Consider the following 25,778-nt stretch of genomic DNA (forward strand, 5'->3'; position numbering starts at 1 on the left):
CCCGTGGCGCGCCTGTTCCTGAAGACGCCGCTCGCCATCCTCGCCTCGGGCGCCGAGGGCGGCCTGGTGGTGGAGGACGGGCGGATCGCCGAACTCGTGCCCGCCGGCGGCCAGCCCTCGGCGTCCGTGGACGATACGTTCGACGCCTCGGCTCATGTCATGCTGCCGGGCCTCGTCAACACGCACCACCATTTCTACCAGACGCTGACGCGCGCCCATCCGCAGGCAGTCGACAAGGAGCTGTTTCCCTGGCTGCAGGCGCTCTACCCGATCTGGGCGCGGCTCGATCCGGAGAGTTTCCGCCTGTCGGTGCGCCTTGCGCTGACCGAGCTTCTCCTGTCGGGCTGCACCACGGCGGCCGATCACCACTATCTCTTTCCGCAGGGGCTCGGCGACGCGATCGACGTCGAGGCGGAAGAGGCGCGGAGCCTCGGCATCCGGGTGACGCTGACGCGTGGCTCGATGAACCTCAGCCAGAAGGACGGCGGCCTGCCGCCGGACACGGTGGTGCAGGACGAGGACGAGATCCTCGCCGATTCCGAGCGCCTCCTTTCCACGCTGCACGAGCCGGGCGAGGGCGCGATGGTGCAGGTGGCGCTGGCGCCCTGCTCGCCCTTCTCCGTCACCAAGGGCTTGATGGAAAAGAGTGCTGGGCTCGCGGAACGCCACGGCGCGCGGCTCCACACCCATCTCGGCGAGACGGAGGACGAGAACCGCTTCTGCCTGGAGCGGTTCCGGTGCCGGCCGGTCGACTATCTGGAAGAGGTCGGCTGGCTCGGGCCCCGTACCTGGCTCGCCCATGGCATCCATTTCACGAGCGAGGAATGCCGGCGGCTCGGAGCGCACAGGGTCGGCGTCTGCCATTGCCCGACGTCGAACGCGGTGCTCGCCTCCGGTTTCTGCCCGACGGCCGAACTCGAGGCGGCGGGCAGCCCGGTCGGCCTCGGCGTCGACGGCTCGGCCTCGAACGACTCGTCCAACATGATGGAGGCGGTGCGTCACGCGCTGATGGTGAACCGCCTGTCACGCGGCTCGGCCTCGGCCGTCACCGCGCGCGACGCCATCCGGTGGGGGACGGAGGGGTCGGCGGCCTGCCTCGGGCGCACCGACATCGGGCGCATCGCGGTTGGGCTTCAGGCCGACCTCGCGCTCTTCACGCTGGACGAGCTGCGCTTTTCCGGCGCGCACGATCCGATCGCAGCGCTCGTCCTGTGCGGCGCGACGCGCGCCGACCGGGTGATGGTGGCGGGGCGCTGGCGTGTCGTCGATGGACAGCCGGTCGGGCTCGACCTCGCCCGGCTGCGGCGCGAGCATGGGGCTGCCGCGCGCCGCTTCGCTTGAGAGCGGATCAACCGCCTTGCGGCAGTGCGTAGGCGATGACGGAATCGCCGCGCTTGGTGCCGAGCGAGCCGTGGCCGCCGGCGACGACCAGCAGGTACTGCCGCCCGTCCGCGCCGCGATAAGTCATCGGCGAGGCCTGACCGCCGGCCGGAAGGCGGGCCTTCCAGAGTTCCTCGCCCGTCGTCACGTCGTAGCCGCGCACGTAGTAGTCGATCGTGCCAGACAGGAAGGCGACGCCGCCCGCCGTCATCATCGGCCCGCCGAGGTTCGGCACGCCCATGCGGAAGGGCAGGGGAACGGGTGAGGCGTCGCGCGTCGTGCCGTTCCTGTGCATCCAGGCCGTTTCGCCGGTGGTGAGGTCGACGCCCGCGACGTAGCCCCAGGGCGGCTGCTGGCAGGGCAGGCCGAGCGCCGAGGTGAAGGGGCCGAGCTCGATCGCATACGGGGCGCCGAAATTCTCGTTGAGGGCCGGCAGCGCGCCCTGCGGCTGGCTGGGGTTGACCACCAGCGTCCGGTCGTTCGGTCTGGGCACGAGGCGCGAGGTGAAGGCGAGATAGGTCGGCGTTGCGAACATCACGCCGCGCGCCGGGTCGACCGCCACCGAGCCCCAGTTGAAGACGCCGAAATTGCCGGGATAGATCAGCGAGCCGTCGAGCGAGGGCGGCGTGAAGCGACCGCCGTAGTTCAGCGCGTGGAAGGCGATGCGGCAGAGGAGCTGGTCGAACATCGTCGCGCCCCACATGTCGCGCTCGCGCAGAGGGGGCGGGTCGAAGGAGATCGCGGATTTCGGCTGCGTCGGCGCGGCGCGGTCTGGCAGAACGGCCCCGCCCGGCGCCGGCTTCTCGACCACGGGCATCACGGGTTCGCCCGTGCGGCGGTCGAGGACGAAGATCTCGCCCTGCTTGGTCGGCTGCACGAGGGCCGGCACGATCTCACCGCCGATCGGCAGGTCGACGAGGCTCGGCTGCGCCGGCACGTCGTAGTCCCACAGGTCGTGGTGCACGGTCTGGAAGTGCCAACGCGGCTGGCCGGTGCGGATGTCGAGGGCGACGATCGAGGACGAGTACTCCTCGACTTCGGGCGAACGGTTGGCGCCCCACTGGTCCGGCGGCTGGTTGCCGAGCGGCACGTAGACGAGACCGAGGTTCTCGTCGGCGCTCATGATCGACCACGAGTTCGGGCTATTGGGCGTGTAGGTCTGCCCTTCCGCGATCGGCTGGGTGTCGTTCGGACGGCCCGAGTCCCAGTTCCACAGGAGGTCGCCCGTCGTGATGTCGAAGGCCCGGATGACGCCGGACGCCTCGGCGGTCGACACGTTGTCGAGCACCGTGCCGCCGACGATCACGCTATTGCCGGCCACAATCACCGGCGAGGTCGAGTAGTAGGAGCCGGGATTGACGTTGGGCATGCGGTCCCAGAGATCGATCTGCCCGTCGCCGCCCCCGGCATTGGAGCAGACCGCGCCGGTCTCGGGATCGAGGATCACGATCCGCCCGTCCGCGGTCGGCATGAAGAGCTTGTCGTCGCAGGTTGTGGTGCGCGCGTTGGCGACGGCGACCGGCAGGCCGGGGTCCGTGTTGCCGCCGGTCTGGTCGACCGGGGCGCCGCCGGTGTTGGCGGGCGTCTCGGCGGTCTCCTGAGGCGCCGTCAGGCCGCCCTCCGCTGAGAGCCCGGTGGCGGTGCCTTCCGGCGCGCCCGTGGTGGCCGGCGCGACCGGCGTCGTCGTCGCGCCGCTCTGTTTGCCCGCGGCCGCGGCGGCTGCGGCGCTCTGATAGGACAGGCCGCGGCAGGTGAGATGCTGGAGCGCGAGTTCGCCCTGAATCACCGGATCGTATCGCCAGACCTCGGCGCCGGTCGTCGCGTCGAGCGCGATGACGTTCTGATGCGGGGTGCAGAGATAGAGGCGCTCGCCGATCTTGAGCGGCGTGACCTGGAAGGTCGTCTCCTCGGGGTCGCCCGGCTGCGGCTCGTCGCCGGTCTCGAACTGCCAGGCGACCTTGAGCGAGGCGACGTTGGCGGGCGTGATGTCAGCGAGCGGCGAGTATCGCTGACCCATCTGGCTGCGGCCATAGGCGAGCCATTCTCCCTCCGGAATGCCGTTGTCCGCCGCCCCGAGACGGGTGCCGGGGAGCTCACCCTCCTTGGCGTGAAGGTCGGTGAACCATGAGGTGGCGGCGACCGCGACGGCCACCAGCAGCGAGGCGGTGAGGAAGGCGCCGTGCCCCTTCAGCGGCGTGACGCTGCGGTCGCGCCCGTCCAGCGCATCGGCGACGCTCCGCCGCGAGAGGGGCCGGGTGATCCAGGGAAGGAGCAGAAGCGCGCCGAGCACGAAGACGACGTCGCCGCGTGCGGCCAACGGCCACCAGTCGAAGCCGACCTCGTAGAGCGCCCAGATCAGAGTGCCGATCACAAGAACCGCGAAGACGCCGAGCGCCTCCGGGCGGGCGCGGTGGAGGAGATAGGCGGTGCCGAGGAAGAACAACGAAGCGACGACGTAGTAGGCCGAGCCACCGATGGCGACGAGCCAGCCGCCGCCGAGAAGCAGGGCGATGCCGCACAGTCCGATCACCCAGGTCATGACGCGAAGAAAGGCGGGCGTGGGTCGCTGCGGCATTGGGCATCCTTTCGCCCGGACGCGACACGGCTCCCTCGCGAAGCCGTGAACCCTGCCGGACCAACGCGGACATGTCGCGACATTGCGCCGCGTCAAGCGCGAGGGGTGGTTCAGCCGTCCACGAGAACCGGCGCGTCCAGCACGTACTCGGCCAGGTTGACGCCCGAGCCGCCGCGATCGACGACGAGGAAGTCGGACCGTTCGCCCAGCGCGACCAGCGGGTGGTGCCAGGTGCCGCGCGCATAGGAAACCCCTTGCGCACCGCTCGCGATGAAGGCGACGGGCTCGCCGGGCCGCCCGTCCGCATCGGGCGCGACGACCACGAGGTACGGGCGGCCCTCCAGCGGCATGAAGGCCTGGCTGCCGAGCGGGTGCCGCTCCAGCATCTCCACACGGAAGGGAAGGTCGAACGGCTTGCCGCGGAAGATCGAGATCAGCGCGTGCCCCCCGCCGGACGACACGTCCACCGGCGCGATGTCGTGGAAGCGCGTCGTGGTGCCGTTGTTGATGAGCCGGATCTCGGTGCAGTTGTCGGGCTCGATCACCTCGCCGAACGCACGGAAGGCTTCCGCCGTCAGCGGCACGGCCTTGAGGGTGCGAAGGCTCATGCGCCGGCCCCGAGGATCGCGTCGAGGCGCAGCCGGGCGATCCGCTCGACTTCGGCCGAGGCCGTGCGGAACTCGGTTTCCGTGTCGTTCGAGACGCGGCTTTCGAAGACGGCGAGGATGTCCTCCTTCGAGCGGCCGCGCACCGCGATGATGAAGGGAAAGCCGAAGCGCGCCTGATAGCGGTCGTTCAGGTCGGTGAAGCGGGCGAGTTCGTCGGACGTCAGGCGGTCGAGACCGGCGGACGCCTGCTCGGCCGAGGAATTGGCCGTGAGGTTGCCGGCGAGCGCGAGGCGGCCGGCGAGATCGGGATGGGCGCGCAGGACGCCAAGCCGCTCCTCCCGGCTGGCGCGGCGGAACTGGACGGCCAACGCTGCGGCCAGTCCCTCCGCGGTGTCGTTGGCGGGCCCGAGGCCGCGGTCGAGGGCGCGCTCGGCGATGAAGCGCGAGTGCTCGTAGATGCCGCCGAACATCTCGAGGAACACGGCTCGCTCCAGGCGGTGCGGGCTGATCGTCTCGCGATGGGGGAAGCGGGCGCGCCAATGGCGGGCGATGTCGGCGCGCGTGGCGACCCAGACGTCGGGCTTCGATCGGACATAGTCGAGGAAGCGTGCGAGCGCCGCCGACCGGCCGGGACGGCCGACGAGACGGCAATGGAGGCCGACGTTCAGCATCTTGGCCGCGCCCGCCTCGCCCTCGGCATAGAGCGCGTCGAAGGCGTCCTTCAGGTAGGTGTAGAACTGCTCGCCCGTGTTGAAGCCCTGCGGCGTCGCAAAGCGCATGTCGTTGGTATCAAGTGTGTAGGGCAGGACGAGGATCGGCCTGATGCGCGTTTCCTGCCAGTAGGGCAGGTCGTCGGCATAGGCGTCGGAGACGTAGAGGAAGTCGCGCTCGGCGGCGAGTTCCAGCGTGTGCTCGGAGGAGCGGCCGGTGTACCAGCCGAGCGGCGACTCGCCCGTCACCGCCTCGTGCAGCGCCAGCGCCTCGTCCATGTCGGCACGTTCGGCATCCGCCGCGTGGTCGCGGTAGTCGATCCATTTCAGCCCGTGCGAGGCGATTTCCCAGCCGGCCTCGCGCATCGCCGCCACCTGCTCGGGGCTGCGCTCCAGGGCGGTGGCGACGCCGTAGACGGTGACGGGCATCTGCCGCTCGGTGAACAGGCGCCAGAGCCGCCAGAAGCCGGCGCGCGCGCCGTATTCGTAGATCGATTCCATGTTCATGTGGCGCTGGCCCGGCCAGGGCGCAGCGCCCACGATCTCCGACAGGAACGCCTCGGACGCCTTGTCGCCGTGGATCACGGCGTTCTCGCCGCCTTCCTCGTAGTTGACCACGAACTGGACGCAGATCTTCGCCGCGCCGCTGCCATTCGAGTTCGGCCATTGCGGATCCGGCGCGTTGCGGCCGTAGCCGCGGAGGTCGCGGGGGTAGAAACTGGTCATCGGGCGGCCCTCGATCGTGACGCTAAGCTTAAGCTCTGGATACGCGCTTGCCGGCGCGCTTGCCAGGGCGGACGCGGCGCGGACGCCCCAACCTTTCCGCTGGACGGGGCGTTGCGAACGGGTGCAGACTGGCGCACCGGACGACCGAGACGGAACGGATCCTCGCACGATGCCACCAATGCCCTCCGGCTCCGGCCGGCTGACGACGCATGTTCTGGACACGGCCCGCGGCACGCCTGCGCGCGGGCTGGAGCTCGTGCTCCATCGGCTGGAGGGCGAGCGGCGGGAACTCGTCGGCGAAGGGCGTACCAACGAGGACGGGCGCTGCGAGGCGCCGCTGATGCAAGGCGAGGGCTTCCGCCACGGGACCTACGAGATCACCTTCTTCTGCGGGCCCTATTTCGACGCGCAAGGGGTCGAACTCGACCAGCCGAAGTTCCTCGACGACGTCGTGATCCGCTTCGGCATCTCGGAGGACCGCCACTACCACGTGCCGCTGCTCCTCTCGCCCTTCGGCTATTCGACCTATCGGGGGAGTTGATGGCGCCGATCCGCTTCATCCTGAACGGCGAGGAGCGCAGCGTGGAGGGGCTGGCCCCTACCACGACGGTTCTCCAGTACCTGCGCGGCCCCGCCGAGCGCCTGACCGGCACCAAGGAAGGCTGCGCGGAGGGGGACTGCGGCGCCTGCACCGTCATGGTCGAGGAGCCGGACGGGCAGGGCGGCCTCAAGCGGCGGGCCCTGAACGCCTGCATCCTCTTCCTGCCGGCGCTGCACGGACGCTCGGTCGAGACCGTGGAGCATCTGGCCTCGGCCGGCGGGCTGCACCCCGTGCAGGAGGCCATGGTCGAGCGCCATGCCAGCCAATGCGGCTTCTGCACGCCGGGCTTCGTGATGCAGCTCTACGCCGGCTGGCGCACGGGGGCACTCACCGACCGCCAGTCGGTCAAGGACGTCGTCTCGGGCAATCTCTGCCGCTGCACCGGCTACGGGCCGATCGTCGACGCGGGGCTCGCCGTGGCGTCCGTCCCGGTGCCCGACACCGGACCTGAGGACGCGTTGCGCTCCGAGGCGTTGCAGTCGCTTCGCGGCGACGACCTCTTCCGCTACGAGGCAGCCGGCGCGACCTGGCTTTCGCCCGCCGACGTCGACCAGCTTGCCGACACCTATGCCGCCAACCCCAAGGCGACGCTCGTTGCCGGCGCCACCGATGTCGGCCTCTGGGTGACGAAGCAGCATCGCACCTTCGAGACCCTGATCGACGTGTCGCGCGTCCATGATCTCCGCCATGTCGAGGAAGGGCCGGAAAGCCTGTTCTTCGGCGCCGCCGTAACCCATGCCGACGCCCGCGCGCGGCTGGCGGAGCTGCATCCCGACCTCGGCGAGGTGATGCGCCGCTTCGCTGGTTATCAGGTGCGCAATGCCGGGACGGTCGGCGGCAACATCGCCAACGGCTCGCCGATCGGCGACTTGGCCCCGGTGCTGATCGCGCTCGGCGCGACCCTCTATCTGCGGCAGGGCGAGGCGGTGCGGCGGCTGCCGCTCGAAGACTTCTTCCTCGAATACGGCAAACAGGACCGCCGCGAGGGCGAGTTCGTGGTCGCCGTCGAGGTGCCGCTCCTGAAGGAGGGCGAGCGCTTCTCGGCCTCGAAGATTTCCAAGCGCATGGATTCCGACATCTCGGCCGTCCTTGCCGCCTTCAAGCTCGGCTTCGAGGGCGAGCGCGTGGCAAGCGCGCGCCTGGCCTTCGGCGGCATGGCGGGAACGCCGAAGCGCGCGCTCGCCGCCGAAGCGATGCTGGTCGGCCGCCCTTTCGACGAGGCGGCGGTGAGGGACGCTGCGGCGGCGCTGGCGGATGACTTCCAGCCGCTGAGCGACATGCGCGCGAGCGCCGACTATCGCCTGAAGACCGCGGCCGCCTGTCTCGAACGCTTCCGGCTCGAGCTCTCGGGCGTTCCCACGCGGATTTCGGAGGTCGCGTGATGGACGAGACCCGCATCCAGGACCGCGGCGAGGCCGGCACGGTCGATCCAGCCGCGCTCGACGAGGCTCCGCCAGCGCCCCGCACCCGACTGAAGGGCGGCGTCGGCCAGCCGATCCGCCACGACAGCGGCGTCAAGCACGTCACCGGCGAGGCGCGCTACACCGACGACGAGCCCGAGCTTCCCGGCACGCTCCAGGTGTTCATCGCCATGAGCCCGCGCGCCAACGCGGCGATCCTGTCGATGGATCTCGATCCCGTGCGCGCGATGCCGGGTGTCGCCTGCGTGCTGGCGTCCGAGGATATCCCCGGCATCAACGACTACTCGCCGGTCTTCGGCGACGATCCGATCTTTGCGGACGGCACGATCCACTATCTCGGGCAGCCGCTCTTCGCGGTGGCGGCGACGGACCTGCGCACCGCGCGCATGGCCGCGAAGCTCGCCAGGGTCGAGTATGCCGACGCTCCGCCCGCGATCACGATCGACGAGGCGCTGACCGCCGCGCAAGAGGCCGGCGAGGACCTGCTGCCGCCTCACGAGATGCGGCTCGGCGATGCGGGCGCCGCGATCGCCGGCGCGCCGCACGTGGTCGAGGGGCGCGTCGAGACCGGCGGGCAGGACCACTTCTACCTCGAAGGCCACATCGCCAGCGCGATCCCGCTGGAGGACGGCGACGTCCTCGTGCGCTCCTCGACGCAGCATCCGTCCGAGGTGCAGCACAACGTGGCGAAAGCCCTCGGGCGGCCGGACAACGCCGTCACGATCGAGGTGCGCCGCATGGGCGGCGGCTTCGGCGGCAAGGAATCGCAGCCCGCGCTGTTTGCGGCCGTCTGCGCGCTGGTCGCGGTGAAGACGGGGCGGCCCGCCAAGTGCCGGCTCGACCGCGACGATGACATGGAGATGACCGGCAAGCGCCACGAGATGCGCGCCGACTACCGGATCGGCCACGACGGCGAGGGCCGCATCCTCGGCGCCGAGTTCCGGCACGTGGTGCGCTGCGGCTACTCCAAGGACCTGTCGGGCGCGATCGCCGACCGCGCGATGTTCCACTCCGACAACGCCTATGATCTGCGGGCCGCGCACATCCATTCCCGCCGCCTCAAGACCAACACGGTCTCCAACACCGCCTTTCGCGGCTTCGGCGGGCCGCAGGGCATGGTGGCGATCGAGCGGGCGATGGATCGCATCGCCTTCGACCTCAAGCTCGATCCGCTGGACGTGCGCCGGCGCAACTTCTACGCCGCGATGGGCGAGGGGACGCCCGGCCGCACGCCCTACCATATGGCGGTCGAGGATTGCGTGATCGCCGAGATCGTCGCGGAACTCGAGGCGTCCAGCGACTATCGCGCGCGGCGCCGGGCGGTCGAGGCCTTCAACGCGTCGAGCCCGATCCTCAAGAAGGGTCTCGCGCTGACGCCGGTGAAGTTCGGCATCTCCTTCACGACGACCCACCTCAACCAGGCCGGTGCGCTGGTCCATGTCTACAAGGACGGCTCGGTCCATCTCAACCACGGCGGCACGGAGATGGGGCAGGGCCTCTTCACCAAGGTCGCGCAGGTCGTCGCCGAGGAGTTCCAGATCGACATCGCGGACGTGAAGATCACCGCGACCACCACCGCCAAGGTGCCCAACACGTCGGCCACCGCCGCCTCGTCGGGCTCCGACCTCAACGGCATGGCCGCGCAGGCCGCCGCGCGCACCATCAAGGAGCGGCTGATCGACTACGCCGTCTTGCGATACAACGTAGCGCGCGAGGCCGTGGTCTTCGGCCCCGGCAAGGTGCGGATCGGCCAGAAGGAACTTCGCTTCCGCGACCTCGTGGGCGAGGCCTATCTCGCCCGCGTCTCGCTGTCATCGACCGGCTTCTATGCCACGCCCGGCATCGCCTACGACCGTGAGACGGCCAGCGGCAAGCCGTTCTACTACTTCGCCTACGGCGCCTCGTGCTCCGAGGTCGTGATCGACACGCTGACCGGCGAGAACCGCCTCCTGCGGGCCGACATCCTCCACGACGTCGGCCGTTCGCTGAACCCGGCCCTCGACCTCGGCCAGATCGAGGGCGGCTTCATCCAGGGCATGGGCTGGCTCACGATGGAGGAGCTTTGGTGGGACAAGGCGGGGCGGCTGCGCACCCACGCGCCCTCCACCTACAAGATCCCGACCGCCAACGACCGGCCGGACGACCTCCGCGTGACGCTCTGGGACAAGGGCCGCAACCCGGCCGACACGATCTTCCGCTCCAAGGCCGTCGGCGAGCCGCCCTTCATGCTGGCGCTCTCGGTCTTCTCGGCGCTGGGTGACGCGATCTGTGCGGCGGGCCGCCGCCGCCGCTTCCCCGATCTCGACGCACCAGCGACGCCCGAGCGCATCCTCGCCGCCGTCGAGGCGGTGCGGGGGGCTTGAGCTTGCTGGCCGATCTCAGGGCGGCGCTGGCCGCGCGCGATCCCGCGATGGTCGTCAGGGTCGAGCGCGCCGCGGGCTCGACGCCGCGCGAGGCGGGGGCCGCGATGCTGGTCACGGCGTCCGGCGTGTTCGGCACGGTCGGCGGCGGTGCGCTCGAGATGGAGGGCATCGCGGAGGCGCGGCGCATGCTGGCGGCCGGCGAGCGCGAGGGGCGGCTCGACATTCCGCTCGGCCCCGCTATCGGCCAGTGCTGCGGTGGGCGCGTCGTGCTCGGCCTCCAGCGCGGCACGGCGGCGCTCCTGGAGCAGTTGGAGCAGGCCGACGAGACGGCGCGGCTCGGCTGGCCGCATGTCTATCTCTTCGGTGCCGGCCACACGGGGCAGGCGACGGCGCGCGCGCTGGCCCCGCTGCCGCTGCGCACGCTGGTGATCGACACGCGGGCGGACCGGCTCGCCGAGCTTCCGCCTGGCATAGAGCGGCGGCGCGCGGCGATGCCCGAGGCCGAGATCGCCGGGGCGCCCCGCGGCAGCGCCTTCGTCGTCATGACCCACGATCACGGGCTCGATTTCCTGATCGGAGCCGCCGCGCTCGGGCGGCCGGACGCCGCCTATGTCGGGATGATCGGCTCGGCGACGAAGCGCGAGAAGTTTCGGCGATTCCTCGCCGAGCGCGGCGAGGCGGAGCGAATCGGACGGCTTGTCTTGCCGATCGGCGGCTCGGCTGTGCGCGACAAGCGCCCGGCGGTGATCGCCGCGATGGTCGCCGCGGAGCTCGTCGTTCAACTTCTTGGGCAAAACATGGAGCAGGATTGCGCAGGCTTTGCGCCTGCGTAAACTCGGTGCAATATCGGGACCGGGTGTCCCGCCGGTCGGAGTTCCATGGCGCATCGTCTAGAACTGAGGAGCATTTCGAAGCGCTTCCCCGGCGTCGTCGCCAACGACGACATCTCGTTTTCCGTGGAGCCGGGGCGCATCCATGCGCTGCTCGGCGAAAACGGGGCGGGCAAGTCCACCCTCGTCAAGATCATCTACGGCGTGCAGCAGGCGGACGAGGGCACCATGCTCTTCGACGGCCGGCCGGTGCGCGTCGGCTCGCCGCGCGAGGCACGGGCGCTCGGCATCGGCATGGTGTTCCAGCACTTCTGCCTGTTCGAGGCGATGACGGTTCTCGAAAACGTCGCGCTCGGCATGGACGACCCGCCGCCCCGGCGCGAGCTCGAAGCGCGCGTGCGCGAGGTGATGACGGCCTACGGCCTCGGCCTCGACCCGCACCGCGAGGTGCACACGCTGTCCGTCGGCGAGCGCCAGCGCATCGAGATCGTGCGCGCTCTGCTCGGCAAGCCGAAGCTCCTGATCATGGACGAGCCGACCTCGGTGCTGACGCCGCAGGAGGTGGAGGCTCTGTTCGCGGTCCTCCGCCAGCTCGCGAGCGAGGGCTGCTCGATCCTCTACATCTCGCACAAGCTCGGCGAGATCAAAGCGCTGTGCACGTCGGCGACGATCCTGCGAGGCGGCCGCGTGGTGGCCTCCTGCGATCCGCGTGAGGAGACCGCCAAGTCCATGGCCGAACTGATGATCGGCGGCTCGCTGAAAGCGTTGAAGCCGAAGGCCGAGGGGCAGTTGCGCGAGACCCGCCTCAGCGTCGAGGCGTTGAGCGCACCCGGCGATCCGCCCTTCGGCACGAGCCTTAAGGACGTCTCCTTCTCGGTCCGCTCCGGCGAGATCCTCGGCATCGCGGGCGTGGCGGGCAACGGGCAGAACGAGCTTCTGGAAGTCCTGTCGGGCGAGAAGCTGAACGGCGTGTCCGGCACGATCACCATCGGCAGCGCCCGCGTCGAGCGCGAGGGCGTCTCGGCCCGTCGAAGGCTGGGGTTGGCCACGGTGCCGGAGGAGCGCAACGGGCACGCGGCGGTGCCCGCGCTGTCGCTTGCCGAGAACGCCATCCTGTCGGCGCGCGCCCGCAAGGGCCTGAGCCACGGCGGTCTGATCCGCCTCAAGGCGGCGCGCGACTACGCGAAGAGCGTGATTTCCGCCTTCTCCGTCAAGGCGACAGGCGAGGGCGCGCTGGCCGGCAGCCTGTCGGGCGGCAACCTGCAGAAGTTCATCATGGGTCGCGAGATCGGACAGGAGCCGAGCGTGCTCGTGGTCTCGCAGCCGACCTGGGGCGTCGATGCGGGCGCCGCCGGCTTCATTCGGCAGGCGATGATCGATCTGGCGGCGCGGGGCGCGGCGATCGTCGTCGTCAGCCAGGACCTCGACGAGCTTCTGGAGCTCTGCGACCGCATCGCCGTCCTCAACGAAGGGCGCCTGTCGGAGACGATGAACGTGAAGGGCATCTCGATCGAGCGCGTCGGCCTCCTGATGGGCGGCGTGCACGGCGAGCCCCATGCCGCCGAGGCCGCCTGATGGCGCTCCGCTTCGTCCCCCGCCGCGAGCCGAGCCGCGTCATGCTGTTCGCGACGCCGGTTCTCGCCGTCGCGCTGACGCTCCTCGTCGGCACGATCGTCTTCACGCTTCTCGGCTACGACGGGCTCGGGGCCGCGCGCGAGATCTTCGTGACGCCTCTTTTCAACCCCTACCGCTGGCAGGATCTTCTGGTGAAGGCGGCGCCGCTCGCCACCATCGCCATCGGCCTGTCGGTCGGCTTCCGCGCCAATGTCTGGAACATCGGGGCCGAGGGCCAGTACGTCATCGGGGGCCTCGCGGGCACCGGCATCGCGCTCCTCACGATGGACATGGAGGGGCACTGGATCCTGCCCGCGATGGTCGTCGCCGGCATTCTCGGGGGCATGGCCTGGGCGGCGATCCCCGCCTTCCTTCGCAACCGGCTCGGCGTTTCCGAGATCCTGTCGTCGCTGATGCTGAACTACGTCGCGATCCAGATCCTCTACTACCTGATGCGCGGACCCTGGAAGGACCCGATGGGGTTCAACTTCCCGCAGACCGCGATGTTCTCCTCGTCGCAGACGCTGCCCTATGTCGTGCCGGGCACCCTGATCCATCTCGGCATTCCGGTGGCGCTGGCGCTGGCGCTCGCCGTCTGGTTCCTGATCGCGCGCACCGTCGCCGGCTTCCAGGTTCGCGTCGTCGGCCTCAGCCCGCAGGCGGCGCGCTACGGCGGCTTTCGCGAGGCGCGCGTCGTCTGGCTCTGCATGGCGCTCGGCGGCGGCATGGCGGGGCTCGCCGGCATCTTCGAGGCATCCGGTCCCTTCGGGCAGATGGTGCCGAGCTTTCCCGTCGGCTACGGCTTCACCGCCATCATCGTCGCCTTTCTCGGGCGGCTTCATCCGGTCGGCATCGTTCTCGCCGCTCTCGTGCTGGCGCTGACCTATGTCGGCGGCGAGAGCGCGCAGACGACGATCGGCCTGCCCGCCGCGGCCATCGGCGTCTTTCAGGCGATGATGCTGTTCTTCCTCCTCGCGGTCGACATCCTCGTCCGCTACCGGCTGACGAGCGGCGCGGGCGGCGTTCCGGTCGCCGCGCCCATCGCACCGGCGCCGACGCTGACGCCCGAACCCACGCCCGGCCGGGGAGCCGCCGCATGAGCCCCGAACTGATCGTCGCCATCGTCGTCGCCGTGGTCGCCTCCGCGACGCCGATCCTGATCGCAGCGCTCGGCGAGCTCGTGGTCGAGAAGTCCGGCGTCCTGAACCTCGGCGTCGAGGGCATGATGCTGATCGGCGCGGTCACGGGCTTTGCCGTGTCCGTCACGGTCGGCTCGCCCTGGCTCGGCGCGGTGGCGGCGTTGGTCGCCGGCGCCGCGTCGTCGTTGATCTTCGCCTGGCTGACCCTGACGCTGACCGCCAACCAGGTCGCGACGGGCCTCGCGCTCACCATCTTCGGCACCGGCGTCTCGGCGCTGGCCGGCGCCGGCTTCGTCGGCATCACGACGCCGGTGCTCGACTCGTTCTTTCCCGCCGCGCTTGCTGCAGACCCGATCTGGCGCGTCCTCTTCGGCTATTCGCCGATCGTTTATCTCTCGCTGGTCCTGACCTTCGCCGTCTGGTGGTTCCTGAAGCACTCGCGGGCCGGGCTGATCCTGCGCGCCGTCGGCGAGAGCGATGCCTCGGCCCATTCCATCGGCTACCCCGTCCTCAAGGTGCGTTATCTCGCAGTGCTCTTCGGCGGCGCGATGGCGGGGCTCGCCGGCGCCTATTACTCGCTTGTGCTGACGCCGATGTGGGCCGAGCGGCTGACCGCCGGTCGTGGCTGGATCGCCATCGCGCTCGTCGTCTTCGCCTCCTGGCGTCCGGGCCGTCTGCTTCTCGGCGCCTATCTCTTCGGCGCCGTGATCACGCTGGAACTCCAGGCCAAGGCGGCCGGCTGGTCGCTGCTCGCGCCGGAGTTCCTGACCAGCCTTCCCTATCTCGCGACCGTTCTGGTGCTGGCCCTGATCTCGGGCAGCGCGCGGACGCGGAATGCCGCGCCGGCCTGCCTCGGCAAGCCGTTCCGGGCGACCGCCTGACCACTCGAACAGCCCTCTGCAAGGAGCCCTCATGAGCCTCTTCACCCGCCGCCAAGTCCTCCTCGGGGGTGCCGCGCTCGCCGCCGTCACCGCATTCGGCCTGCCGGCCTTCGCACAGGTCTCCGACCGCCCGGTCAAGGCCGCCTTCGTCTATGTCGGCCCGGTCGGCGACTTCGGCTACTCCTTCGCCCATGACCAGGGCCGCAAGTATCTGGCCGAGAAGCTCGGCGACAAGGTGCAGACGAGCTTCGTCGAGAACGTCGCCGAGGGGCCGGACGCCGAGCGCGTCATCCGCCAGCTTGCGCAGGACGGCAACGACATCATCTTCGCGACCTCGTTCGGCTTCATGAACCCGACGCTGAAGGTCGCCAAGCAGTTCCCGAACGTGAAGTTCGAGCATGCGACGGGCTACCAGACCGCGCCGAACATGGCGGCCTACAATTCGAAGTTCTACCAGGGCCGCGCCGTGCTCGGCACCATCGCCGGCATGATGTCGAAGAGCGGCAAGGCGGGTTATGTCGCCTCCTTCCCGATCCCCGAGGTCGTGATGGGCATCAACGCCTTCACGCTCGCCGCGCGTAAGGTGAACCCGAACTTCGAGACGCAGGTCGTCTGGGTGAACTCCTGGTACGATCCGGCCAAGGAAGCGCAGGCGGCGGGCGCGCTGCTCGACCAGGGCGCCGACGTCATCACCCAGCACACCGACAGCCCGGGCCCGCTGCAGGAGGCCGAGAAGCGCGGCGCCATCGCCTTCGGCCAGGCTTGGGACATGAAGAGCTTCGCGCCGAACGCCCACATGACGGCGATCGTCGACCAGTGGGGCCCGTACTACGTCGACCGCGTCAACGCGGTGATCGACGGCTCCTGGAAGACGCAGGACGTCTGGCTCGGCATGAAGGAAGGCGAGGTCGAGATGGCCCCGTTCAACGACAAGATGCCGGCCGACGTAAAGACCGCCGCGCAGAAGATCGTCGACGAGACCAAGGCCGGCACCTACGAGGTGTTCACCGGCCCGATCAAGGACCAGTCGGGTGCCGAGAAGATCGCCGCCGGCACCCGCATCCCGGACGCCGATCTTCTCAAGATGGACTGGTACGTCGAGGGCGTTCGCAACTGACGGCTCGCGTCGGCGCATAGCGCCGCAAACCTCTTGTCTCGGCCCTTCGAGGCGTGAAAGACTGGAACCGTTCGAAGGGCGTCACGCGCCCTTCGATCCCAACGCCTGTCCTTCCCACCGTCTCCTGAACGGCGAGGGACCGCTGAAGGCACATCGGATCATTGTGGGGAGCGTCCGCGACAAGGGGGCGGCGTTCCGGGGCTCATCCCATGTGGACCTATTTCGCCGATTGGCTGCAATTCGGCGTGCGCTGGCTGCACGTCATCACCGCGATCGCCTGGATCGGATCGTCGTTCTACTTCATCGCGCTCGATCTCGGGCTGCGGAAGCCCCACGGAGCGCCGCTCGTCGGCGTCGGCGGCGAGGCCTGGCAGGTCCATGGCGGCGGCTTCTACCACATTCAGAAATACATGGTCGCGCCGCCGCACATGCCGGAGGACCTGACATGGTTCAAATGGGAGAGCTATGCGACCTGGCTGTCCGGCTTCGCGCTCCTGTTCCTCGTCTACTATCTCGGCGCCGAGCTTTACCTGATCGACCCGGCCAAAGCGGACCTGCCGGCCTGGGGGGCGACGCTGATCGGGCTGCTCGGCCTCGGGCTCGGCTGGATCGTCTATGACGCGATCTGCAAGTCGCCGCTGAAGAACAACGATTCGGCGCTCCTCGGCGTGCTCTTCGTCTACGTGGTGGCCGCGAGCTTCGTGTTCAGCCAGGTGTTTTCCGGGCGCGGTGCGATGCTGCACACGGGCGCGATGATCGCGACGATCATGACCGCCAATGTCGCGATGCTGATCATCCCGAACCAGAAGATCGTGGTGGCCGACCTCAAGGCCGGGCGCACGCCCGATCCGCGCCTTGGAGCGGTGGCCAAGCAGCGCTCGCTCCACAACAACTACCTGACGCTGCCCGTCGTCTTCCTGATGCTGTCCAACCACTACCCGCTGGCCTTCGCCACGGAGTGGAACTGGGCGATCGCGGGCCTCGTGCTCCTGATCGGTGCCGTGGTGCGGCACTTCTTCAACACGATGCACAAGACCGGGCAGCAGCTCTGGTGGTGCTGGGCGGTGGCCGGCGTCCTGTTCGCGGCCGTCATCACCCTGTCGGGCGCGCCGGGCTGGCGCGCGGCGGCCGGGTCCGGGCCGACGGCGGCGGAGACCAGCCTCGACTTTCCAGCCGACCCGCAGGTGGCGCTCGCCCGTTCCAGCCATTTCGCCGAGGCCGAGAGCATCGTCCAGTCGCGCTGCTCGATGTGCCATGCCCGCCAGCCGCTCTGGCCCGGCATCGGCCACGCGCCGAAGGCGATCCTGCTGGAGACCGGACGCGACATCGTCCTCAACGCCTCGCTGATCGAGCGGCAGGCCGTGCGCAGCCATGCCATGCCGCCCGGCAACATCACCGGCCTCGAGCCGGCCGAGCGGCTGGCCCTCGCGCGCTGGATCGAGTCCGGCGACGGAACCTGGCGCCGCTGAAGGATCGGATCATGAGCGACATTCATCCGGCCGGCGGCACGCTGGCGATCCGCGCGCGCGTCCTCTCCTACCATGCCCATCCCCTCACGGAGGGCGTCGAGGCCTCGCACCGCTACATCGAGGACGGGCTCGTCGTCGTCCGCGGCGGCGTGGTCGAGGCGGTGGGCGAGGCGGCCGGGTTGCTGGCCGACCTCGATCCCGCGATTCCCCTCGTCGACCACCGCCCGCATCTCCTGATGCCCGGCTTCATCGACCCGCATCTCCACATGCCGCAGACGCAGGTCATCGGCTCCTACGGCACGGAACTGATGGAATGGCTGTCGAAGTACACGTTCCCGGAGGAGTCGCGCTACGGCGACCCCGCCGTGTCGGATGCCGCCGCCCGCTTCCTGATGGCCGAGCTTCTCCGCAACGGCACGACGACGGCGGTCGCCTTTTGCACATCGCACCCGCAGTCGGCGGAGAGCTTCTTTTCCGAGGCCGATCGCCTAGGCCTGCGCATGGTGGGCGGCAAGGTGATGATGGATCGCCACGCGCCGGACGCGCTCCTCGACACGCCGGAGCGCGGCTATGACGAATCGACGGACCTGATCCGCCGCTGGCACGGCAGGGGCCGCCTGTCCTATGCCATCTCGCCCCGCTTCGCGCCGACCTCGACGGAGGCGCAGCTGGAGGCGACGGGCGTGCTCGCCGCCGAATACCCCGACCTGCATATCCAGACGCACCTGTCGGAGAACCACGGCGAGATCGCCTTCGTGGCCGAGCTGTTCCCATGGGCGGAGGACTATACGGCAGTCTACGAGCGATACGGTCTCGTGCGGCGCAAGGCGCTGTTCGGCCACTGCATCCACTTGTCGGAGCGCGAGCGCGGCGCGCTCGCCGAGAGGGAGGCGACGGCGGTCTTCTGCCCGACCTCGAACCTCTTCCTCGGCTCCGGCCTCTACGATCGCGACGCGGCGCTGGCGGCGGGGCTTCGGACCGGCATCGCGACCGATATCGGCGGCGGCACGTCCTACTCGATGCTGACGACAGCGGCCGAGGGCTACAAGGTGCTGGCCCTGCGCGGACAGAAGCTGCGCGGCCACGCCGCCTTCTATATGCTGACCGCCGGCAATGCCGACGCGATCGGCCTCAATGACAGGATCGGGCAGGTGGCGCCCGGTTTCGAGGCGGATTTCGTGATCCTCGACACGGCGGCGACGCCGGCCCAGCGGCGCCGGGCCGAGCGGATCGAGACGCTGGAGGAGGAGCTTTTCGTGCTGATGACGACCGGCGACGAGCGCAATGTCGTGGCCACCTACGCGGCGGGCCGGAAGGTCCATTCGCGCGATGGTGATCGCGGGCTGCCCGGCCGGCTCGACCAGCCGGCGTTCGCGCCCTCGGGCGGCGGCATGCAGGGCGGCGAAACGCAGGCCCGCTGACGCGCCAGCACGATCTATGCGCTGCTCTGGCGCGTCCGATGTCGAGCGGCGCTGGCATCCGTCGGTGTCCTCGTCCTATGCCTGAACTGGAGGGGGCCGTCCGGCCCCGCAACGAAGAGGTTGAACCATGCGTCTGGTCCGATTCGGCGAGCCCGGAGCCGAGAAGCCCGGCCTGATCGATGCCGAGAACACGCTGCGCGATCTGTCGGGCGAGATCGACGACATCGCGGGGGCGGTGCTTTCGCGAGAGGGACTGGCGAAGCTGCGCGCGCTCGACCCGAAGAGCCTACCGAAGACCGACCCGAGCCATCGTCTCGGCGCCCCGGTGGCCGGCACGCGCAACTTCGTCGCCGTCGGGCGGAACTATGCCGAACATGCCGCCGAGACAGGCTCAGACGTGCCGGAGGAGCCGCTTCTCTTCAACAAGGCGGTCTCCTCGATCGCCGGCCCGCGCGACGGCGTGGTGATCCCGAAGGGCTCGTCCAAGATCGACTGGGAAGTCGAGGTCGCGGTCGTCATCGGCGAGCGCTGCTACCAGGTCTCGAAGGCCGAGGCGATGGACCATATCGCCGGCTTCTGCCTATGCAACGACGTGTCGGAGCGCACCTGGCAGAAGGAGCGCGGCGGCCAGTGGCTGAAGGGCAAGAGCGCGCCCGGCTTCGGCCCGCTCGGCCCCTGGCTGGTGACGCGCGACGAGATCGAGGATCCGGCCGCGCTGGAACTCTGGCTCGACGTGAACGGCCAGCGGATGCAGACCGGCACGACGGCCGACATGATCTTCGACTTCGCGACCATCGTCTCCTACGCGTCGGAGTTCTTCGCGCTGGAGCCCGGCGACATCGTCACGACGGGCACGCCGCATGGCGTCGGCGCCGGCATGAAGCCGCCGGTGTTCCTGAAGGACGGTGACATCGTCACGCTCGGCAACGCCAAGCTCGGCGAGCAGCGGCAGGTCTTCTCCGCGCCCCGCTGAAACGGCACGGCTCAGAAAGAAAGCTCCCCGCAAAAGGGTGCGGCGCACTGGAAGCGGCGCGCCCGGCCCCTATTCCTTCTGCGCGTCGGACGAGCCTTCGAAACGGCACGTCCGACCCCTCGACAGGCAGCAGGAAGGCCCGCCCATGTCCCAGGTCGAAACCGGATCGAAGCCCAAGAAGCGCGAGACGGCAGCCCGAAAGGCATCCGCCGCCGCATCGCTCGACCGACTGCAGATGCTCGCCGCCGACCGCGTCGCCATCGAGGGCGTCCAGCCCGAGATCGACGGAGGTCGGTTCGCCGTGAAGCGCTTCGAGGGCGAGCCGCTCACCGTCACCGCCGACATCTTCTCCGACGGCCACGAGATCATTGCCGCAGCGCTTCTGACGCGCGGCGTGGACGACGCGAACTGGCGCGAGACGCCGTTCGTCTTTATCGCCAACGACCGTTGGGGCGCGACTGTCGCCTTCGACCGGCCGGGGCCCTACCGCTTCACGATCGTTGCCTGGCGCGACACGTTCGCGACCTGGGCGAGCGACACGAAGAAGAAGCGCGACGCCGGCGTCGACATTTCGCTCGAACTGCGCGAGGGCGCGATCCTCCTCGAAAAGGCATCCGGGTCCGGGCGCGGCACCAAGGACCAGCAAAAGGCGCTGAAAGCGCTGCGCGACCGGATCGGCAAGCTCGCCGCCAAGGGCGACGGCGAGGCTCTCTACGCCGCCTTCGAGGAGGCGACGACCGTCGCGCTCCTGCGCGACGTCGGCCTGCGCGAGAACCTCTCGTCCTACGGCCGCGAGGTGCCGGTCTGGGTCGACCGCGAGCGCGCGGCCTTCTCCGCCTGGTACGAGCTGATGCCGCGCTCGCAGTCGGGCGACGTCAACCGGCACGGCACGTTCGACGACGTCATCGCGCGCCTGCCCGACATTCGCGAGATGGGCTTCGACGTCCTCTATTTCCCGCCGATCCACCCGATCGGCAAGTCCAATCGCAAGGGCAAGAACAACTCGGTCACGGCGCAGGAGGGGGAGCCGGGGAGCCCCTATGCGATCGGATCGCACGAGGGCGGCCACAAGGACCTCCACCCGGAGCTCGGCTCCTTCGCCGACTTCCAGCGCCTCGTGACGCGCGCTGCCGACCACGGGCTGGAGATCGCCATCGACTTCGCCATCCAGTGCTCGCCCGACCATCCGTGGATCAAGGAGCACCCGGAATGGTTCGACTGGCGGCCGGACGGCTCGATCAAATACGCCGAGAACCCGCCGAAGAAGTACCAGGACATCGTAAATGTCGACTTCTACCGCGAGGGCGCGATCCCCTCGCTGTGGCAGGAACTGCTCGACGTCGTCCTGTTCTGGCTGAACAAGGGCGTGCGCATTTTCCGCGTCGACAACCCGCACACCAAGCCCTTCCCGTTCTGGGAATGGATGATCGCCGAGGTGCGGCTGGTGGACCCCGGCGCGGTGTTCCTGGCCGAGGCCTTCACCCGGCCGAAGCTGATGAAGCGGCTCGCCAAGGTCGGCTACAACCAGTCCTATTCCTACTTCACGTGGCGAAACCAGAAGTGGGAGCTGCGCGAGTACCTGACCGAATTGACGAAGGAGGAGTGCGCCGAGTTCATGCGGCCGAACTTCTTCGTCAACACGCCGGACATCAACCCGCTCTTCCTCCATACGAGCGGGCGGCCGGGCTTCCGCATCCGGCTGGCGCTGGCCGCGACGCTGGCTGGCAACTACGGCGTCTATTCCGGCTTCGAGCTCTGCGAATACGAGCCGCTGGTCGCCGGCAAGGAGGAGTACAAGGACTCCGAGAAGTACGAGATCCGCGCCTTCGACTGGAAGCGCGAAGGCAATATCCGCGACGACATCGCCTTCTTCAACCGCATCCGGAACTCGGAACCGGCGCTGCGCGACTTCCGAAACCTCGAGTTCCTGAACTTCTGGAACGACAACGTCCTTTACTACGCCAAGCGCACGCCCGACCGGTCGTCCTACATCTTGGTGATGGTGAGCCTCGACCCGCACAATCCGCAGGGCGGGCATTTCGAGGTGCCGCTGTGGGAACTCGGACTGGGCGACGACGCTTCGGTGAAGGTCGAGGATCTCGTCGACGACCGCCAGTTCGTCTGGTCGGGCAAGATCCAGCATTGGTGGTTCCGCCCGGACGAGCGGCCCTACGCCGTGTTCCGGATCTCGGTCTGACGGCCGCCGAGGTCAGCGGTTGAGGATGAGCGAAGCGAGAGTGCGAGCATGACCATGTCCCATTCCCGGCCGGACGGCGCCCCGAGCGCCGGGTTCGACGCCGCCTCGGTGCCATCCTCCGCGCTGGTCGAGTTCGCCGGGCGCCAGCGCTGGTACGCGGGGCGCTCCGAACGGGTCTCGAACGCCCGCTTCGAGGCGATCGAGGACTCGATCGGGGCGGCGGAGCTCGGCGAACTCGTCGTCCATGTCGAGGACGGCGAGACGCAGCGCTATTTCCTGCCGCTCGTGCGCGCCGCGGAGGGCGCGGCGGCGACGAGCCTCGATGCGGGGCCGGCCGGCGGGCTTCTGGCGGACGGCGCGCGCGACCCCGCCTTTGCCGCGGCCGTCGTCGCGCTTCTGGCGAAGGGCGAAGGGGAGGGCGGAGCGCTGGTCGTCCATCGCAGCCGCGCCACGGCGGATCGGCTGGCGGCCGTCGCCGACGTGCCGACCTCCGACATCAAGGTCCTGTCGGGCGAGCAGTCCAACACCTCGGTCGGGGTCGGCCAGCTCGGCATCCTGAAATTCTACCGTCGCCTGCGCGACGGCGAGCAGCCCGAGCTCGAGGTCACAGCCTTCCTGACCGACCGGAGCGGCTTCACCAACGCGCCGGCGCTCTTCGCCTGGCTGGAACTGCGGCGGCCTGACGGCAGCCACACCGCCGTCGCGGCCCTCTTCGAGCGCGTCGCCAATCGCGGCGACGCCTGGGGCGTCGTGACCGACGACCTCGTTGCCGACCTGTCGGGCAGCCAAATCACGCACGAGCGCTTCGATGCCGGCGCGACGCTTGGCCGGCGCACCGGCGAGATGCATGCGGCGCTGGCTCGGAAGACGGGCGATGCCGCCTTCGATCCCGAGCCGCTCGACGCGGCCTCGCTTGGCCGAATCATCGCGGAGGCGAGGACCGAGGCGGGCGAGGCGCTGGATGTGCTCGCGCGCGAGGCCGAGCGCAGCCCGGAACTAAAAGGCGAGATCGACCGCCTGCTCGCGGCGCGCGGCGAGATCGATGGGTGGTTCGCCGGTTTTTCGGCGGACGAGGCCGGCGGCTGGCGTACGCGCATCCACGGCGACTACCATCTCGGGCAGGTGCTCGTGTCGGGCGCGGACGCCGTGATCCTCGACTTCGAGGGCGAGCCGGGCCGCCCTCTTGCCGAACGCCGGGCGAAGACCTCGCCGCTACGCGACGTCGCCGGCATGCTGCGCTCCTTCGACTATGCCGCATTCGCCGCCCGCGACCGGCTCGGATCCGATGCCGGCGAGGCCGCCCGCGCGGCGTCCGACGCCTGGCGCGAGCGCACGAGCGCCGAGTTCCTGAAGGCTTGGGAAGCGGCGAGCGGCGTCTCGCTCTCTTCGGCCGCGAATATGAAGCTTCTCGATCTCTTCGTGTTGCAGAAGGCCTTCTACGAACTGCGCTACGAGGCGGCCATGCGGCCGGCGTGGCTGTCCATCCCCCTTCGGGGCATCGTCTCCCTTCTCGAAAAGCGTCAGGTCCTCCGATGAGCCAGACTGAAACCAACCCTTCGTCGGCCGTCGCCGGCTTCGACCACGCGCTGCATGGGGACGAGGCGCGGGCGCTCGGCGTCGGGCGGCACGAGAACCCGTTCGGGGTGCTTGGTATCCATCGCACCGACGGCGGCGCGGTGATCCGCACGATGCGGCCCGGCGCCGAGCGCGCCGAGGTGATCGATACGGCCGGAAAGGTGCTCGGCACGCTCGAGCGCGGCGAGGTCGACGGCCTGTTCTCCGGCTTCATCGCTGGCGACGTGCCGACCCATCGCTTCCGCTTCACCCATGGCGACGTGACCTGGGAGGAGGAGGACGCCTACCGCTTCGGCACGCTCCTGTCCGATTTCGACGCCTATCTTCTGGCCGAGGGACGGCACTACAAGCTCTACGAGAAGCTCGGCGCCCATCCCCGCGAGATGGACGGCGTGAAGGGCGTCGCGTTTGCGGTGTGGGCGCCCGACGCGCGCCGCATCTCGGTGGTCGGCAACTTCAACGCCTGGGACGGCCGGCGTCACGTCATGCGCAAGCGCCTCGACACCGGCGTCTTCGAGATCTTCATCCCGGGCCTCCAGCGCGGCGAAGTCTACAAGTACGAGATCATCGGCAAGCACGGCGAGATCCTGCCGCTGAAGGCCGATCCGGTGGGCTTCCGCCAGGAACTCGCCCCCTCCACCGCGTCGATCGTCGACGGCCTCGTCGAGCACGAGTGGAAGGACGATGCCTTCCGATCCAAGTCGCGCGACTGGCAGGACCGCGAGAAGCCGGTTTCGATCTACGAGGTGCATCTCGGCTCGTGGAAGCGGGGCGACGGCGACACGTTCCTCGACTACGACGCGCTGGCGCGCGAACTGACGGCCTATGTGAAGGACATGGGCTTCACCCATGTCGAGTTCATGCCGGTGTCGGAGCACCCGTTCTACGGCTCGTGGGGCTACCAGCCGATCGGCCTCTACGCGCCGACCGCCCGCTTTGGCGATCCGGCCGGCTTCGCGCGCCTCGTCGACGCCCTGCATCAGGCCGATATCGGCGTGCTCCTCGACTGGGTGCCCGGCCATTTCCCGACCGACGTCCATGGGCTCGGCCGCTTCGACGGCACGGCGCTCTACGAGCACGCGGACCCACGGCGCGGCTTCCACAAGGACTGGAACACGCTGATCTACGACTACGGACGGACCGAGGTGAAGAACTACCTCGTCGCCAACGGCCTCTACTGGCTCGACCGGTTCCATGTCGACGGATTGCGCGTCGATGCAGTCGCCTCGATGCTCTACCTCGACTACTCGCGCAATCACGGCGAGTGGGAGCCCAACATCTACGGCGGGCGCGAGAATCTGGAAGCCATGGCCTTCCTGAAGGAGACCAACGAGCAGGTCGGTGGGCAGTATCCGAACGCCTCGACCCACGCCGAGGAATCGACCGCCTTCCCCGACGTCTCGCGCCCGACCTATGCCGGCGGCCTCGGCTTCCACTTCAAGTGGAACATGGGCTGGATGCACGACACCCTGCATTTCATGCAGGAGGACCCGATCAACCGCAAATACCACATGCACCACATGACCTTCGGCATGGTGTATGCGTATTCCGAGAACTTCGTCCTGCCGCTCTCCCACGACGAGGTGGTCTACGGAAAGGGCTCGATCCTCGGCAAGATGCCGGGCGACTGGTGGCAGAAGTTCGCCAACCTCAGAGCCTATTACGGCTTCATGTGGACGCACCCCGGCAAGAAGCTGCTCTTCATGGGCGGCGAGTTCGGGCAGTCGGCGGAGTGGAACCACGACCAGTCGCTCGACTGGCACCTCCTCCAGTATCGCGAGCACGAGGGCGTGCAGCGCCTGATCCGCGACCTCAACGCGCTGTATCGCGGCGTTCCGGCGCTCTACGAGAACGACTGCGAGCCGGCCGGCTTCGAATGGGTCGACACGTCCGACGTCGACCAGTCGATCCTCTCGTTCCTGCGCAAGGACAAGCACGGCGGCGCGGCGCTGGTGGTCTGCAACTTCACGCCCAACGTCCACCACGGGTATCGCGTGGGCGTGCCGCATGGCGGCTTCTGGGCGGAGGCGATGAACACGGACGCCGAGATCTACGGCGGCTCGAACGTCGGCAATTTCGGTGGGCGGGAGGCGGAGGAGGTCCACGCCAACGGCCGGCCGTTCTCGCTGTCGCTGAGCCTGCCGCCGCTGTCGACGATCGTCCTCGTGCCGCGCTGAG

Annotated in this window: 18 protein-coding genes; 15 read left to right on the forward strand and 3 right to left on the reverse strand. The window is 69.2% G+C overall.

What is annotated here, in order from left to right; genetic code table 11:
- Positions 1-3: 3 nt before the first annotated feature.
- A complete protein-coding gene (locus tag BM175_RS11175; RefSeq protein ID WP_090963011.1) occupies positions 4-1,341 on the forward strand; it encodes an 8-oxoguanine deaminase in 1,338 nt (445 codons plus the stop codon).
- A gap of 7 nt (positions 1,342-1,348) precedes the next feature.
- Here the strand turns inward: BM175_RS11175 and BM175_RS11180 are convergent, their stop codons facing one another.
- The 3 genes from BM175_RS11180 to puuE all read right to left on the reverse strand — a co-directional run bounded on the left by BM175_RS11180 (position 1,349) and on the right by puuE (position 5,999).
- Entirely contained in the window at positions 1,349-3,955 is a 2,607-nt protein-coding gene (locus BM175_RS11180; protein WP_090963013.1) for a membrane-bound PQQ-dependent dehydrogenase, glucose/quinate/shikimate family, read from the reverse strand.
- 110 nt (positions 3,956-4,065) lie between these two features.
- The gene (locus BM175_RS11185) at positions 4,066-4,563 is read right to left on the reverse strand and encodes an ureidoglycolate lyase (protein WP_090963015.1); all 498 of its coding nucleotides are present in this window, start codon (positions 4,561-4,563) and stop codon (positions 4,066-4,068) included.
- Positions 4,560-5,999 (reverse strand): allantoinase PuuE, encoded by a 1,440-nt coding sequence (gene puuE / locus BM175_RS11190; RefSeq protein WP_090963017.1) that lies wholly within the window; start codon positions 5,997-5,999, stop codon positions 4,560-4,562. Before puuE ends, BM175_RS11185 begins: the two co-directional genes overlap by 4 nt.
- A gap of 169 nt (positions 6,000-6,168) precedes the next feature.
- Here puuE and uraH point away from each other — a divergent pair, with 169 nt between their 5' ends.
- The 14 genes from uraH to glgB all read left to right on the forward strand — a co-directional run bounded on the left by uraH (position 6,169) and on the right by glgB (position 25,777).
- Complete coding sequence (gene uraH, locus BM175_RS11195; protein WP_244545968.1) at positions 6,169-6,540, forward strand: hydroxyisourate hydrolase; 372 nt, start codon at positions 6,169-6,171, stop codon at positions 6,538-6,540.
- Complete coding sequence (gene xdhA / locus BM175_RS11200) at positions 6,540-7,982, forward strand: xanthine dehydrogenase small subunit (RefSeq protein ID WP_175526831.1); 1,443 nt, start codon at positions 6,540-6,542, stop codon at positions 7,980-7,982. The genes uraH and xdhA overlap by 1 nt, the downstream gene beginning before the upstream one ends.
- Complete coding sequence (gene xdhB / locus BM175_RS11205; protein WP_090963022.1) at positions 7,982-10,384, forward strand: xanthine dehydrogenase molybdopterin binding subunit; 2,403 nt, start codon at positions 7,982-7,984, stop codon at positions 10,382-10,384. The genes xdhA and xdhB overlap by 1 nt, the downstream gene beginning before the upstream one ends.
- Positions 10,381-11,217, forward strand: a complete 837-nt coding sequence (xdhC, locus tag BM175_RS11210; protein WP_090963025.1) for a xanthine dehydrogenase accessory protein XdhC — start codon at positions 10,381-10,383, stop codon at positions 11,215-11,217. Before xdhB ends, xdhC begins: the two co-directional genes overlap by 4 nt.
- A gap of 45 nt (positions 11,218-11,262) precedes the next feature.
- Positions 11,263-12,789: an ABC transporter ATP-binding protein gene (locus tag BM175_RS11215; protein WP_090963027.1), complete on the forward strand. Its 1,527-nt coding sequence runs from the start codon at positions 11,263-11,265 to the stop codon at positions 12,787-12,789.
- Entirely contained in the window at positions 12,789-13,928 is a 1,140-nt protein-coding gene (locus BM175_RS11220; protein ID WP_090963029.1) for an ABC transporter permease, read from the forward strand. The genes BM175_RS11215 and BM175_RS11220 overlap by 1 nt, the downstream gene beginning before the upstream one ends.
- Positions 13,925-14,848, forward strand: coding sequence for an ABC transporter permease (locus BM175_RS11225; RefSeq protein WP_090963031.1), 924 nt, complete (start codon positions 13,925-13,927; stop codon positions 14,846-14,848). The genes BM175_RS11220 and BM175_RS11225 overlap by 4 nt, the downstream gene beginning before the upstream one ends.
- 16 nt (positions 14,849-14,864) lie before the next feature.
- A complete protein-coding gene (locus BM175_RS11230) occupies positions 14,865-15,965 on the forward strand; it encodes a BMP family ABC transporter substrate-binding protein (RefSeq protein WP_425285272.1) in 1,101 nt (366 codons plus the stop codon).
- Between the two features lie 209 nt (positions 15,966-16,174).
- On the forward strand, positions 16,175-17,434 hold the full coding sequence (locus BM175_RS11235) for a urate hydroxylase PuuD (RefSeq protein ID WP_090963034.1): 1,260 nt from the start codon (positions 16,175-16,177) through the stop codon (positions 17,432-17,434).
- A gap of 11 nt (positions 17,435-17,445) precedes the next feature.
- The gene (guaD, locus tag BM175_RS11240; RefSeq protein ID WP_090963036.1) at positions 17,446-18,855 is read left to right on the forward strand and encodes a guanine deaminase; all 1,410 of its coding nucleotides are present in this window, start codon (positions 17,446-17,448) and stop codon (positions 18,853-18,855) included.
- Between the two features lie 127 nt (positions 18,856-18,982).
- On the forward strand, positions 18,983-19,828 hold the full coding sequence (locus BM175_RS11245; protein WP_090963038.1) for a fumarylacetoacetate hydrolase family protein: 846 nt from the start codon (positions 18,983-18,985) through the stop codon (positions 19,826-19,828).
- 145 nt (positions 19,829-19,973) lie between these two features.
- Positions 19,974-22,025 carry an alpha-1,4-glucan--maltose-1-phosphate maltosyltransferase gene (locus BM175_RS11250; protein ID WP_090963040.1) on the forward strand — a complete coding sequence of 684 codons (2,052 nt, stop codon included), beginning with the start codon at positions 19,974-19,976 and terminating at the stop codon, positions 22,023-22,025.
- 48 nt (positions 22,026-22,073) lie between these two features.
- Complete coding sequence (locus BM175_RS11255) at positions 22,074-23,561, forward strand: phosphotransferase (RefSeq protein WP_090963042.1); 1,488 nt, start codon at positions 22,074-22,076, stop codon at positions 23,559-23,561.
- Positions 23,558-25,777, forward strand: coding sequence for a 1,4-alpha-glucan branching protein GlgB (gene glgB / locus BM175_RS11260; RefSeq protein ID WP_090963044.1), 2,220 nt, complete (start codon positions 23,558-23,560; stop codon positions 25,775-25,777). Before BM175_RS11255 ends, glgB begins: the two co-directional genes overlap by 4 nt.
- Position 25,778: the final 1 nt, after the last annotated feature.

It is taken from the genome of Aureimonas phyllosphaerae (assembly GCF_900113065.1).
GTDB lineage: Bacteria > Pseudomonadota > Alphaproteobacteria > Rhizobiales > Rhizobiaceae > Aureimonas > Aureimonas phyllosphaerae.